Here is a 12,893-nt window from a genome sequence, read left to right as displayed (position 1 = left end):
GGTTATATATTTTTACTTATCAAATGATAAGTTATAAAATGGTAAGAGGAGGCGAATGACATTGAAGAAGGTAATAGTAATAGGGGCGGGAGTCGCAGGACTCACTGCAGCGGTGAGGTTGCAAAAAATGGGCTATGCAGTCCAGCTTTATGAAAAGGACAGTCAAGTTGGCGGAAAAATGAATCAGATCAAAAAGGATGGTTTTACCTTTGATGTAGGCCCGACTATTGTCATGATGCCAGATATTTATCAAGAAGTGTTCGAATTTTGCGGCAAAAATCCTGATGATTATATCCCAATGGAAAAAATCGATCCGATGTTAAAGCTGTATTTTACTGATGATGACCCGTTATTGTTTTCGTCAGATTTGGTCGAATTAACGAAGACCCTTGAAGGAATTTCCGAAGAAGATGCTCAAGGTTATTTTGCCTTTTTAGCAGATATTTATAAACGTTATATTATCGCCAAGGATGCCTTTATTATGCGTTCGTTTCGCTCATTTTGGGATTTTTACAATCCTAAATCATTGTTAAATGGCTTGAAATTGAAAACCTTCGGCGATGCGTACAGTTCCATTTCAAAATTTGTAAAAGATGACCGTTTACGAAAGTCACTGGCTTTCCAAACGTTATATATTGGCATTTCACCTTATCAGGGTCCGTCACTTTATACGATCATTCCAATGATTGAGCTGTTGTATGGAATTCATTTTATGAAGGGCGGCATGTACACCTTGGCGCAAGGGCTGGAACGTCTATTTAAAGAACTAGGCGGCGAGATTTATTGCGATACTGAGGTGCAGGAAATCATAATAGAAAATAAAGAAGCAGTCGGGATTAAAGTTAATGACGAGCGAATATTAGCTGACGCTATTGTTTGCGGCGCAGATTTTCCTTATGCGATGAAGCATTTGCTGCCTAACGAAAAAGATCGCGGCAAATACACGGATCAAAAGATTGATCAAATGGAGTATTCCTGCTCTTGCTTCCTTTTATATCTTGGATTAGACAAAAAGTACGATGTTGAAGCACTGCATTCGATTCATTTTGCCAAAGATTTTGAGAAAAATATTACCGATATTTTTGATCAAGGTGTATTGCCAGACGATCCTTCCTACTATTTATATGTACCAAGCCTATTAGATTCTGAGATGGCTAGGGAAGGTCATGAAGCATTGTATGTCTTAATTCCCGTACCGGAGCTGTCCAAGTTTTCGGATTGGAGCGAGGAGACTATTTCTATTTATCGCAACCATGTGATTCAGAAAATTAAACAGGAAACGGTTTTCTCAGATATTGATGATCATATTGTTTTTGAAGAACAGTTTACACCAAGAGATTTTGCCGATAATTTTAATGCTTATCGGGGAGCGACCTTTGGACTAAAACCGACATTAAAGCAAAGCAATTACTATCGTCCTCACAATAAATTTGACTATGCAGATCGGTTATATTTTTGCGGCAGCAGCACTCATCCGGGGGCTGGGGTGCCAATTGTTATGCAAAGCGCTAAGTTAGCAGTAGAGGAGCTGGTTCGTGATGACCAATAAAATTGTTACCGATTTTCGTCGCTATCAAGCGGATTTTGATTATTGCGAACGCATCATTGAACATCATTCCAAAAGCTTTTATGCGGCTTTTTCTAAACTGCCGGAGCAAAAGGCAATGAGTGTTTATGCCATTTATGCGTTTTGCCGCCGTGCGGATGATGCAATTGATGTAGAAAAAAATCCAGAAAAGCTGGCTGAATTGAAGGCACAATTGGAGGCCTTTCAAAAAGGAGAACATCCAGATGAGCCTCTATGGCGAGCGCTAGCTGTGGTCTTTGATCATTATCCTTTAGATCTTCAGGCTTTTTATGACATGTTGGAGGGGCAACGCAGAGATGTGCAGTTTCAACAGCCGAACACCCAACAGGAACTAGAAGAGTATAGTTATTACGTAGCTGGTTCAGTTGGCTTAATGCTGCTGCCGATTCTTTCAAAGGATTGGAAAAGAATTGTGGAAGAAGCCAAAGCACTGGGAGAAGCTATGCAAATCACGAATATTTTGCGCGATATTGGCGAAGATGAAGCAGCTGGCCGGATTTATTTACCCAAGGATAAAATGACAGAGTTTGGTGTAACCCCAGAAGATCTCAAAGCGCATCGTCAAACCCAAGCATTTATTAACTTATGGGAATTTGAGGCGAAGCGGGCAGAGGAAAGCTATCAAAAGGGCTTAACGATGATGCCGTGGATTGATGAGGATTGTCGTGGACCATTGCTGGCTGCAAGCTATTTTTATCGCGAGATTTTACAAGTGATTCGGGAGAATGACTACCAGGTGTTTACTCAGCGACAGATGGTGAAACAGGCGCGAAAGCTGCGAATTTTTCAGGCCATTCGAAAAGAGCTGCAAAAAATCGATCACCAGAGGGAGTCGATTCAGACGTGAGCAAAACAATGTATCAAAAAATATTAGAAACGGCTGAGCAATTGTTTATGAATCAAGGCTATGAGGCTACCTCTACTCGACAAATTGCTGATGCCTTAGGAATTACGCAACCTAATCTGTATTACCATTTTAAAAAGAAGGAAGATATCTATGTTGCTGTAATGCGTGCTTTAGCAGAGGAAGTGGGCCAACAGCTGCGGCAGCTGGCTAAAGAAAATGAATCGACTTTAACAGAAAAACTAACTGAAATGATGGTTTATTTACGGCAGCGGCATCCGTTTGATTTTTATATGATGATGCATGATATGCACTATGCACTATCCAAAGAATCAGCAGAAGAATTATATCTTTTATGGCAGCAGTCTTATGAAGCGCCCTTTATCGAGGTGCTGAAAAAGGAAGGGGTTGCTTTACGTTCAGAGATTCAAGTGGAGTTAGCAGTCAAGCAATTGTTCATTTTGCTGGCAGCGTATTTGCAGCCAGAAACGTATGACAAGCAAGGGAATTCTTTTCCTGCAGCGATTGATATGTTCTTATATGGAATTGTCAAAAAATAAGCTGAGCACCGATTCACGGGTTTGGCTTATTTCTGTTATATACTGAAAGCAAGAATTGAAACAGAGAGAAGATGAGAAGATGGACAAGCAGCGACCGACAGCTGTTTTAGCCGCTTTGATCGCAAATATCTTGGTGGCTATCAGTAAATTTGTTGGCTATGCAATCAGCGGCAGTGCGGCCATGCTAAATGAAAGTATCCATAGTGTAGTCGACTGCAGCAATCAAATCCTGCTGCTGTTTGGCGATAAACGTGCTGGACGCGGGCAAAGTGCCCTGCATCAATTTGGTGAAGGACGGGCAAAGTATTTTTTTAGCACGATTGTAGCCACCATGCTGTTTTTCGGCGGGGGCGCATTAGGGGTAATGGAGGCTCTAGAGAAATTGTTCCACCCAAATCATGAGGTGGAAAATCCAGGGATTGTTTTAGTAATTTTAGTCTTTGGTATTTTGGTTGAAGGTAGTTCGCTGCGGGTAGCTTTAAAAGAAATACGTGAGTTAAATGTTGAAAAATTACCGCTGTTTCGCTTTTTACATGAAAGCCGCCATAGTGAGATTCTAATTATTTTTACTGAGGATTTCTGTGCAGTAATCGGTCTAGTTTTAGCAATTATTGGAACCCTGTTGACAACGCTAACTGGGAATCCGATGTTCGATGCTTTGAGCGGCTTACTAATCGGACTGTTGTTAATGTTTGCTTCGATCTTTTTAGCCCGCGAGTTTTACAGCCTAATTGTGGGAGAAAGTGTTTCTCAAACTGATTTGGCAAAAATTCAACACGCCTTTCAGCGACCAGAGGTTAAACAGCTGATTGATGTGAAAACCGTTCATTTGAGTCCGGAAGAAGTGTTGATTGCAGCTAAAATGGACATAACGGATGCCTATGAAGGCGTTAGTTACAAACTTATCAATGACATTGAGCGGCAGATTCGTCATTCGCTGCCGGATAAAAAGGCATATATTTATATTGAAGTGGATGAATTTGATCCGAATTATGCAATACGAGAGCAGAGCTGAGGGCCTGCTCTTTTTCTTTCTGGAGCAAATCCCTAAGATTCACTAAATTTCCATGTAGTTTTCGCAAAACATTTTCATAAGCATACGTTCTCTATGGTAGAATAACACTAAGATTTTTAAAGGAGCGACTTATGAAAAAAAGAGGATTTGAAATAGTTACTAAGTATCAAGATAAAGAGATTCATTTGCCAGAAAGAGCCACTAAAAATGCAGCTGGCTATGATTTTGAAGCAGCTGAAGACATTGTGATCCCAACATTTTGGAAACAACTGGTAGCTCAGGTTACTGGACAGGCAGATCCAGAAGAAAAACTGGTTAAGCCAGTGTTGGTGCCAACAGGAATTAAAGCTTACATGGGAGAAGATGAATATTTGCAATTGGCAAATCGCTCCAGCAATCCCTTGAAACGCTTTTTAAGTCTAAGTAACGGTGTCGGTGTGATTGACAGCGACTATTACAATAACCCGGATAATGAAGGACATATTATGTTCCAATTTACCAATTTTGGTTTGACGGATGTTACGATAAAAAAAGGTGAACGCATTGGCCAAGGGATTTTTCTGCCTTTCTTAAAAGCAGATAATGATCAGGCAACCAATGAACGAACGGGCGGATTCGGCTCCTCAGATCAGCATCCAAAAAACTAGTTTTATGTTAAAATTAAAGAGGTGTGAATCATGGCGAAAAAGGCCAAAACACAATTTATTTGCCACGAATGCGGCTATGTCTCGCCAAAATATTTAGGTCGTTGCCCTAACTGCGGCCGTTGGAATACGATGGTAGAAGAGGTCATTCAAGACACAGAGGATCGGCGTAATCGGGTCAGCTTAACTGGTGAAAAAGCGCAGCCCACTCTGCTAAAGGATGTTGTTTTCAAAAAAGAAACGAGGATTGAAACGCAGCTGGCTGAACTAAACCGTGTACTAGGCGGCGGTGTGGTCCCAGGTTCATTAGTGTTAATTGGTGGAGATCCGGGAATTGGGAAATCTACTTTGCTGCTGCAGGTTTCTCATCAGCTGGCAGCAACTGGCGGGAAAGTTTTATATGTTTCAGGCGAAGAAAGTGCTCAGCAAATTAAGCTTAGAGCAGAACGTCTAGGTTCCAGCCAGACGGATTTTTATCTATATCCAGAAACGGATATGGGCGAAATTAGCCGGGCAATTGAGCAGATCAAACCGGAATTTGTCATTATTGACTCGATTCAAACGATGACTCAACCGGATATTTCTAGTGTGGCTGGCTCAGTCAGTCAGGTTCGGGAAACAACCGCCGAGCTGTTAAAATTGGCTAAAACGAATGGGATTGCCATTTTTATTGTCGGTCACGTAACTAAAGAAGGAAATATTGCAGGCCCGCGAATGCTGGAGCATATGGTGGATACCGTTTTATATTTTGAAGGGGAAAAGCATCACAGCTTCCGTATTTTACGGGCGGTGAAAAACCGTTTTGGTTCAACCAATGAGATCGGGATTTTCGAAATGCGAGAGACTGGTTTAGTTGAAGTAGCCAATCCATCTCAGGTTTTCTTGGAGGAGCGCTTAGAAGGTGCAACTGGCTCTGCAATTGTGGTGGCGATGGAAGGCAGCCGTCCAATTTTAGTTGAGGTGCAAGCGTTAGTGACCCCGACTGTTTTCGGTAATGCGAAACGGACTACCACTGGTTTGGATTTCAATCGAATTTCCTTAATTATGGCAGTTTTAGAAAAAAGGGCAGGCTTGCTGCTGCAAAATCAGGATGCTTTCTTAAAAGCAGCCGGCGGGGTAAAATTAAACGAGCCGGCCATTGACTTGGCAGTTGGCGTAGCAATCGCTTCCAGCTATAAAGAAAAAGGCACAGAAGCTACTGAATGTTTTATTGGTGAGATTGGTTTGACTGGCGAAATCCGGCGAGTCAACAGTATAGAGCAGCGTGTTAAAGAAGCTAAAAAACTCGGTTTCAAAAAAATCTATCTACCTAAAAACAATATGGGTGACTGGAAGGTACCTAAGGGGATCGAACTGGTTCCAGTTGCTACTTTAGGTGAAACGCTGCGTAAAGTATTTAAATAGTAAAGAATTACAATGACCAACCTAGACTATTGGCATCAGCTGTCAATGGTCTAGGTGTTAAAGTGAATTTCTTAACAGGCCTTGATAAAAAGGTCTGTGAGAATAAATGACTACTTAGGAGGGAAGTTATGCAAAAACGTGTATTAACTGTCATTATAGTTTTAGTTGGGATCAGCATGGGGATTACTTTGCTGCCGACAGCTTGGATGGCAATTGGACAAAGCAGCAATTTATGGTTGAATAATTCGTTGACGAATGGCCTGATTGGCGCAATTATTTTTTTATTATTATCTTTGGTCCTCGTCGAACCGATTACAACCAGTGTCAAAAAAATTGAGAAGCAATTAAACGAGTTTAGTTTAACTTATTTATTATTTGGAACGGTGGGTGCAATTATTGGTCTGACATTAGGCCTGTTTGTTACTAATCCACTGTATAATCTGGAGATTCCAGTGGTTAACAGTGCACTGCCAATCATCATTATGATTCTGTTAGGTTACCTAGGGTTTCGAATGGGAACTACCCGAATCGACGAGTGGAAGAGAATCTTCACACCACGTACGAAAAAGGCAGAAAATCCAGAAGGTGAAGTACTGGATCGCAAGGCAGATGATAATTTCCATAAATACAAAATCTTGGATACTAGTGTGATTATTGATGGCCGAATCTATGACATTGCCAAAAGCGGTTTTTTAGAAGGTGTCTTGATGATTCCGAACTTTGTCCTGTATGAATTACAATACATTGCTGATTCTGGCGATAGCTTGAAACGAGTGAGAGGGCGCCGAGGATTAGACATTCTAAATTCTTTGCAAAAAGAAGATGGAATTGCTGTAGAAATGTATGATGGCGACTTCGAAGATATTAATGAAGTCGATAGTAAACTAATCAAATTGGCGAAGCTGTTAGATGGTGTGATCGTCACCAACGATTACAACCTGAACAAGGTTTCAGAATTCCAAAATGTGGCTGTGCTGAATATTAATGCTTTAGCCAATGCAGTTAAGCCAGTAGTCATTCCTGGTGAGAACATGAATGTCTTGGTGGTAAAAGCTGGTACAGAGCGTCAGCAAGGGGTAGCATACCTGGATGACGGAACGATGGTGGTTGTTGAAGATGGCCAACATTATATGAACGAACATATTGAAGTTGTCGTAACTAGTGCTTTGCAAACAGCAGCTGGTCGAATGATTTTTGCCAAACCAGCCCATTCCAACCGCAACATTAAAGATGATTCTCCTGAGAAAAAAATTGAGTATCAAGAGGGGAAAAAGGATTGACCCTTTACTAAATAGCTGATTGATTGTACAATTTGAGCAGTAAAGCAGGCAATTGCTCTGCTTAATTATGCGGGAAAGAGGAGTTCACATGTCAAAAATTCGTGTGCGTTATGCACCAAGTCCAACTGGACATTTACACATTGGAAATGCCCGGACAGCGTTATTCAACTATTTATTTGCTCGTCACAATGATGGTGAATTTATCATTCGTATTGAGGATACTGACCAAAAGCGCAACATTGCCGATGGTGAAAAAAGCCAGCTGGAAAACTTAGCTTGGTTGGGAATGGATTGGGATGAGTCTCCTGATAAACCAGGCGAATACGGCCCTTACCGACAATCAGAACGGAAAGCAATCTATCAACCGTTGATTGACCAATTACTAGCCAGTAATTTAGCGTATAAGTGCTATTGTACAGAGGAAGAATTAGAAGCTGAGAGAGAAGCGCAGCGTGCACGTGGCGAAATGCCTCACTACGGCGGCAAATGTGCCAACCTGAGTCCTGAGCAGCAAGCAGAAAAAGAAGCGCAAGGCTTAGAACCAGTTATTCGTTTCCGCGTACCACGTAACACAACTTACAGCTTTGAAGATATGGTAAAAGGCGAAATCAACTTTGAATCAGATAATGTCGGCGGCGATTTTGTTATTCAAAAACGCGATGGCATGCCTACTTACAACTTTGCAGTAGCAGTAGACGATCACATGATGAAGATCACCCACGTATTACGTGGCGATGACCATATTGCTAATACACCAAAACAATTAATGATTTACGATGCCTTTGGCTGGCCTCGTCCAACCTTTGGGCATATGACGTTAATTATTAATAGCGAAACCGGTAAAAAGCTAAGCAAGCGGGATGAATCAATCCTGCAATTCATTGAGCAATATCGCGAATTAGGCTACTTGCCAGAAGCAATGTTCAACTTTATTGCTTTGCTAGGCTGGTCGCCAGTTGGTGAAGACGAAATCTTCTCTCAAGAAGAGTTAGTTAAGATGTTTGATACCAAACGTTTAAGCAAATCACCTGCAGCCTTTGATCAAAAGAAATTAGAATGGGTAAATAATCACTACATCAAAGCAATGGACTTAACCACATTGACTGAATTGTGTTTGCCATTTTTAATTAAAGCAGGTAAAGTAGAAGAAAATCCAAGTGAAGATCGTAAAGCTTGGGTTCAACGAGTAGTTGGTTTATACCAACCACAAATGAGCTTTGCAGCTGAAATCGTGGAAGTATCTCAATTATTCTTTGAAGAACATCCTGTATTGGATGAAGCCGCTCAAGAAGTTTTAGCGCAAGAAACTGTTCCCATGGTTCTAAGTGCGTTTAAAGAACAACTAGAAGATATGGAAACCGTTGATGCAGCAGGTGTTTTAGCAGCGATCAAGGCTGTTCAAAAAGAAACGGGTGTCAAAGGTAAAAACCTTTGGATGCCGATCCGTGTTGCTGTTAGTGGCGTTACACACGGCCCTGAATTACCTGAAACTGTCGAGTTATTAGGTAAAGAAAAGGCTTTGGCACATTTAAATCAAGTAATGTAAACACATTGATAAGAAGAAGTAGCAGGAAGAAGTCTTCTAAGAGAGTCTGCGGCTGGTGTAAGCAGATAAGATGAACCCTGTGAAATGCATCTTGGAGTGGTTTTGGCGAGTTTCTGGTAGCCAAAAACGGCAAACGACCGTTATCCGTCAGAGGCAGCAAGAGCTGCAAACAAAAGTGGGACCACGTGAACACGCGTCTTTTGAGGAAACTCAAAAGACGCGTGTTTTTTGTTATTAAATGGTAAAAGTTATGCTTTTGGTAGGTAAAAGTAAGGAGAGTTCGTTGTTTGAAAATAAAGGAGCGATTAAAATGGGATGGTGGAAAGCCGCAATAGAGGCTGCCAAACGAAATGATCCTGCTGTTAAGTCAAGTGTTGAGGTGGTATTAACTTATCCAGGGATACATGCTTTGTTTTTCCACAAGCTGTCCCATCTTTTCTACCGCCACAACCTTTTCTTGCTGGCACGGATCCATTCGCAATTTTGGCGTTTTTTAACTGGAATTGAAATTCATCCAGGAGCTAAAATAGCCCCAGGGGTTTTTATTGACCATGGTGCTGGGGTGGTGATTGGTGAAACCGCTGAAGTAGAAGAAGGCGTAGTCATGTTCCACGGTGTAACATTGGGAGGGACAGGCAAGGATACCGGCAAGCGGCATCCGACAGTTCGTAAAGGTGCTTTTGTGTCAGCCAATGCACAAATTTTAGGACCTGTGGAAATTGGTGCTGGTGCAAAAATTGGTGCTGGCGCTGTTGTTTTAAATGATATACCTGATCATGCCACCGCAGTTGGTGTGCCAGCTAAAGTAGTTAGAATTAATGGAAAGAAGGTTCAACATGATTGAAATCTATAATACCTTAACCCGTGAAAAAGAAGTCTTTCAACCAATTGAAGAGGGAAAAATCCGTATGTATGTCTGCGGACCGACTGTTTACAATTATATTCATATTGGTAATGCTCGCAGTACAATAGCTTTTGATACGATTCGTCGTTACTTTGAATATCGCGGCTATGAAGTGAACTATGTCTCGAATTTTACTGATGTGGATGACAAAATTATTAAAGCAGCTAAAGAATTATCCATTACTGCTCCAGAAGTTGCTGATCGGTTTATCGCCGCCTTTGAAGAGGATACAGCGGCTTTGAATGTAAAACCAGCAACCTTGCATCCACGAGTAATTAACCATATTCCAGATATTATCGAGTTTATTGCGGTTTTGATTGAAAAAGACTACGCTTATGAGTCCAATGGCGATGTTTATTATCGCACCCGGAAGTTCAAAGACTATGGAGAATTGAGCGATCAGTCGATTGATGAATTGGAAGTAGGCGCTAGTCAGCGTACCGGTACGGAGCAGCTGCAAAAAGAAGATCCGTTAGATTTTGCTTTGTGGAAAGCTGCTAAACCAGAGGAAATTTCTTGGGAATCACCTTGGGGCAAGGGGCGTCCAGGCTGGCACATTGAATGCTCGGTGATGGCCACTAAGCATTTAGGCGACACCATTGATATTCACGGTGGCGGACAGGATTTAGAATTTCCTCATCATGAAAATGAAATTGCTCAAAGCGAAGCAAAAACGGGCAAAAAATTCGCCAATTACTGGATGCATAACGGTTATGTGACTATTGGTGAAGACGATGAAAAAATGAGCAAATCGTTAGGCAACTTTGTGACAGTGCACGATATGGTGAAAGAAATTGATCCGCAAGTATTGCGCTTTTTCATGGCAACTACACAATATCGCCGTCCAATCCGTTATAGCGAAGCAACTATGAAAGATGCCCAAGCAAACTTGCAGCGTCTACGTACGACAGTTGAGAATGTGAACTTCCGTAAAGATACTGCTGAAGACAAATTGGCAGACGACGAACAAAATATTCAGGCTATTCAAGCACTGGAAGCTCGTTTTGTTAAAGAGATGGATGACGATTTCAATGCAGCAAACGGAATTACAGTGGTTTATGAATTAGCAAAATGGTTGAATCAATACATTGAGAGAGCAGAAGTTTCTGCTGCTACACTACAATATGGCTTGGATATGCTGCTGCAATTATTGGCTGTCTTTGGAATCACTTTTGAAACTGCTGAACTGTTAGATGAAGAGGTGGATCAATTGATCGCTGAACGTAATCAGGCCCGCAAAGATAAAAATTTTGCCCGCAGTGATGAAATTCGTGATCTATTGAAGGATCAAGGAATTATTTTGGAGGATACGCCACAGGGTACCCGTTGGAGAAGAGCTTGATGATAGACGTAAAACAATTAAGTGGATTAACCTTAGCCTATGTTGGGGATGCTATTTATGAAAGCTATGTGCGGGATTTCTTGGTTCTTTCAGGCCAAACCCGCCCTAATAAGCTGCATCATATGGCTACCCGTTATGTCTCAGCGAAAGCCCAAGCAATGCTGATTCATGAGATGGAAAAAATCAACCTGTTAACCGAGGAAGAGCAGGGTGTTTATCGCCGCGGCCGAAATGCGAAAAGCTATACATCTGCCAAAAATACCGATAAAATGACCTATCGTATGTCAACAGGTTTTGAAGCAGTGATGGGGTATTTACATTTATTAGGTGAAAAAGAACGACTGGAAGAATTAATGAGTTGGTGTATTAAGAAAGTAGGTGAACTGGATGAAAGACAAGCGTAAACGCAAGCCGCAAAAAGCGGTGAATATACCAGAAGAAACAAATGAAGAGAAAAATTTTGTTTTCGGGCATCACGCAACAGTAGAGGCCTTGCAGGCTGGACGTGGAAATAAATTGTTTTTACAAGAGGATGCCCGCGGAGAAAAAATTGAGCAGTTGAAGACCTTGGCTCAAACGCAAGCTGTGCCAGTTAAGTGGGTACCGAAACAAAAGCTGGATACATTAAGTGATCAAGGAGTCCATCAAGGAATTTTGCTGGCGATCACTCCTTATCAATATTTAACGATAGATGAGCTGCTTGAACAGGTAGCAACAGTAGAGGCACCTTTTCTATTGATTTTGGACAGCTTAGAGGACCCCCATAATTTTGGATCAATTTTACGAACGGCTGATGCCAGTGGTGTAAGTGGAGTAGTCATTCCTAAGCATCGTTCAGTTGGAATTACTCCGGTGGTCACGAAGGCATCGACAGGCGCAGTGGAATATGTGCCTATCGCTCGAGTGACTAACCTTAGTCAAACGATTAAACAATTAAAGGATTCCGGTTATTGGATTTTTGGAACCGATATGCAAGGAACGGATTATCGTCAGTGGAAGGTGGATGGTCCAATTGCTTTAATCATTGGCAATGAAGGTAAAGGAATGAGTGCAGGCCTGAAAAAGGAAGTCGATGAAATGCTGACGATTCCAATGACTGGGCACGTCCAAAGCTTAAATGCAGGTGTAGCTGCGGGACTTTTGATGTATGAAGTACTTAGAAAGCGAAGTGGCTACTAATGAAAAAGCAATTATTATTAGTCGATGGATACAACATGATTGGTGCCTGGCCAGATCTTTCTCAATTGAAAAAGCAAGATCATTTAGAGGAAGCGCGGGAAGTGCTGCTTAATCGTTTGTCTAATTATGCAAAATACCAGGGACTAGAGGTAATTGTAGTATTTGATGCTCAGCTAGTTCCGGGTATTCAAAAAAGTTATCAGAAGTATCAGCTGTCAGTAGTCTTTACTAAAGAAGATGAAACAGCGGATAGCTATATTGAACGTACCGCTAAAGAATTGAATGATCGATTAACACAAGTGACTGTAGCAACCAGTGATTTAGCTGAGCAATGGACTGTTTTCTCACAAGGAGCTTTGCGAACCTCTGCTCGTGAACTTTATAAAGACGTAAAAAAGATTGAAGAAACTATTTTGGGTAATACTAAAGATACGCAATTTACTGATTTTCGACGTAATTCTCCATGGAACGAACGACAATTGCACGATTTGTCCCAAAAAAGGGACGAATTGAGCCAAAAATAAAAAGTTGTTCCTTAACCACTTCTAATCTGGAAAAAATCAGGTATCCTTTTATTCAGAAAGGAG

At 41.4% G+C, this 12,893-nt stretch carries 13 protein-coding genes and 1 other annotated feature; all 13 genes read left to right on the top strand.

Annotated elements, in window-relative coordinates; all coding sequences use genetic code 11:
* The first annotated feature begins 61 nt into the window (after positions 1 to 61).
* Positions 62 to 1,549 (top strand): phytoene desaturase family protein, encoded by a 1,488-nt coding sequence (locus tag I588_RS11965; protein ID WP_034692963.1) that lies wholly within the window; start codon positions 62 to 64, stop codon positions 1,547 to 1,549.
* Positions 1,539 to 2,435, top strand: coding sequence for a phytoene/squalene synthase family protein (locus tag I588_RS11960; protein ID WP_010756297.1), 897 nt, complete (start codon positions 1,539 to 1,541; stop codon positions 2,433 to 2,435). The genes I588_RS11965 and I588_RS11960 overlap by 11 nt, the downstream gene beginning before the upstream one ends.
* A gap of 8 nt (positions 2,436 to 2,443) precedes the next feature.
* Positions 2,444 to 2,992: a TetR/AcrR family transcriptional regulator gene (locus tag I588_RS11955; RefSeq protein ID WP_010756298.1), complete on the top strand. Its 549-nt coding sequence runs from the start codon at positions 2,444 to 2,446 to the stop codon at positions 2,990 to 2,992.
* 79 nt (positions 2,993 to 3,071) lie between these two features.
* Entirely contained in the window at positions 3,072 to 4,007 is a 936-nt protein-coding gene (locus I588_RS11950) for a cation diffusion facilitator family transporter (protein WP_010756299.1), read from the top strand.
* Positions 4,008 to 4,138: 131 nt separating this feature from the next.
* Complete coding sequence (locus tag I588_RS11945) at positions 4,139 to 4,654, top strand: dCTP deaminase/dUTPase family protein (RefSeq protein ID WP_010756300.1); 516 nt, start codon at positions 4,139 to 4,141, stop codon at positions 4,652 to 4,654.
* Positions 4,655 to 4,684: 30 nt separating this feature from the next.
* Complete coding sequence (gene radA / locus I588_RS11940) at positions 4,685 to 6,055, top strand: DNA repair protein RadA (protein WP_010756301.1); 1,371 nt, start codon at positions 4,685 to 4,687, stop codon at positions 6,053 to 6,055.
* A 128-nt stretch (positions 6,056 to 6,183) separates the two neighbouring features.
* Positions 6,184 to 7,335: a PIN/TRAM domain-containing protein gene (locus I588_RS11935; protein WP_010756302.1), complete on the top strand. Its 1,152-nt coding sequence runs from the start codon at positions 6,184 to 6,186 to the stop codon at positions 7,333 to 7,335.
* Between the two features lie 88 nt (positions 7,336 to 7,423).
* Positions 7,424 to 8,881 carry a glutamate--tRNA ligase gene (gene gltX / locus I588_RS11930; protein WP_010756303.1) on the top strand — a complete coding sequence of 486 codons (1,458 nt, stop codon included), beginning with the start codon at positions 7,424 to 7,426 and terminating at the stop codon, positions 8,879 to 8,881.
* Positions 8,878 to 9,085 (top strand) — a binding site (T-box leader). It overlaps the preceding gene by 4 nt.
* A gap of 106 nt (positions 9,086 to 9,191) precedes the next feature.
* Positions 9,192 to 9,725, top strand: coding sequence for a serine O-acetyltransferase EpsC (gene epsC / locus I588_RS11925; protein WP_010756304.1), 534 nt, complete (start codon positions 9,192 to 9,194; stop codon positions 9,723 to 9,725).
* Positions 9,718 to 11,127, top strand: coding sequence for a cysteine--tRNA ligase (cysS, locus tag I588_RS11920; protein WP_010756305.1), 1,410 nt, complete (start codon positions 9,718 to 9,720; stop codon positions 11,125 to 11,127). The genes epsC and cysS overlap by 8 nt, the downstream gene beginning before the upstream one ends.
* A complete protein-coding gene (locus tag I588_RS11915; RefSeq protein ID WP_010756306.1) occupies positions 11,127 to 11,531 on the top strand; it encodes a Mini-ribonuclease 3 in 405 nt (134 codons plus the stop codon). The genes cysS and I588_RS11915 overlap by 1 nt, the downstream gene beginning before the upstream one ends.
* Positions 11,515 to 12,306, top strand: a complete 792-nt coding sequence (rlmB, locus tag I588_RS11910; protein ID WP_010756307.1) for a 23S rRNA (guanosine(2251)-2'-O)-methyltransferase RlmB — start codon at positions 11,515 to 11,517, stop codon at positions 12,304 to 12,306. Before I588_RS11915 ends, rlmB begins: the two co-directional genes overlap by 17 nt.
* Positions 12,306 to 12,830: an NYN domain-containing protein gene (locus tag I588_RS11905; RefSeq protein ID WP_010756308.1), complete on the top strand. Its 525-nt coding sequence runs from the start codon at positions 12,306 to 12,308 to the stop codon at positions 12,828 to 12,830. Before rlmB ends, I588_RS11905 begins: the two co-directional genes overlap by 1 nt.
* Positions 12,831 to 12,893: the final 63 nt, after the last annotated feature.

Origin of the sequence: Enterococcus pallens ATCC BAA-351, from assembly GCF_000407485.1 — a bacterium.
Classification (GTDB): domain Bacteria; phylum Bacillota; class Bacilli; order Lactobacillales; family Enterococcaceae; genus Enterococcus_A; species Enterococcus_A pallens.
The sequence above is the reverse complement of the archived record's forward strand: the minus strand, read 5'-3'. Positions and strand labels throughout refer to the sequence as shown.

Coding starts and splice junctions, on each gene's coding strand:
- epsC (WP_010756304.1), top strand. CDS start 9,192: ATGGGATGGTGGAAAGCCGCAATAGAGGCTGCCAAACGAAATGATCCT.
- gltX (WP_010756303.1), top strand. CDS start 7,424: ATGTCAAAAATTCGTGTGCGTTATGCACCAAGTCCAACTGGACATTTA.
- I588_RS11960 (WP_010756297.1), top strand. CDS start 1,539: ATGACCAATAAAATTGTTACCGATTTTCGTCGCTATCAAGCGGATTTT.
- rlmB (WP_010756307.1), top strand. CDS start 11,515: ATGAAAGACAAGCGTAAACGCAAGCCGCAAAAAGCGGTGAATATACCA.
- I588_RS11915 (WP_010756306.1), top strand. CDS start 11,127: ATGATAGACGTAAAACAATTAAGTGGATTAACCTTAGCCTATGTTGGG.
- radA (WP_010756301.1), top strand. CDS start 4,685: ATGGCGAAAAAGGCCAAAACACAATTTATTTGCCACGAATGCGGCTAT.
- I588_RS11955 (WP_010756298.1), top strand. CDS start 2,444: ATGTATCAAAAAATATTAGAAACGGCTGAGCAATTGTTTATGAATCAA.
- I588_RS11945 (WP_010756300.1), top strand. CDS start 4,139: ATGAAAAAAAGAGGATTTGAAATAGTTACTAAGTATCAAGATAAAGAG.
- I588_RS11905 (WP_010756308.1), top strand. CDS start 12,306: ATGAAAAAGCAATTATTATTAGTCGATGGATACAACATGATTGGTGCC.
- cysS (WP_010756305.1), top strand. CDS start 9,718: ATGATTGAAATCTATAATACCTTAACCCGTGAAAAAGAAGTCTTTCAA.
- I588_RS11950 (WP_010756299.1), top strand. CDS start 3,072: ATGGACAAGCAGCGACCGACAGCTGTTTTAGCCGCTTTGATCGCAAAT.
- I588_RS11935 (WP_010756302.1), top strand. CDS start 6,184: ATGCAAAAACGTGTATTAACTGTCATTATAGTTTTAGTTGGGATCAGC.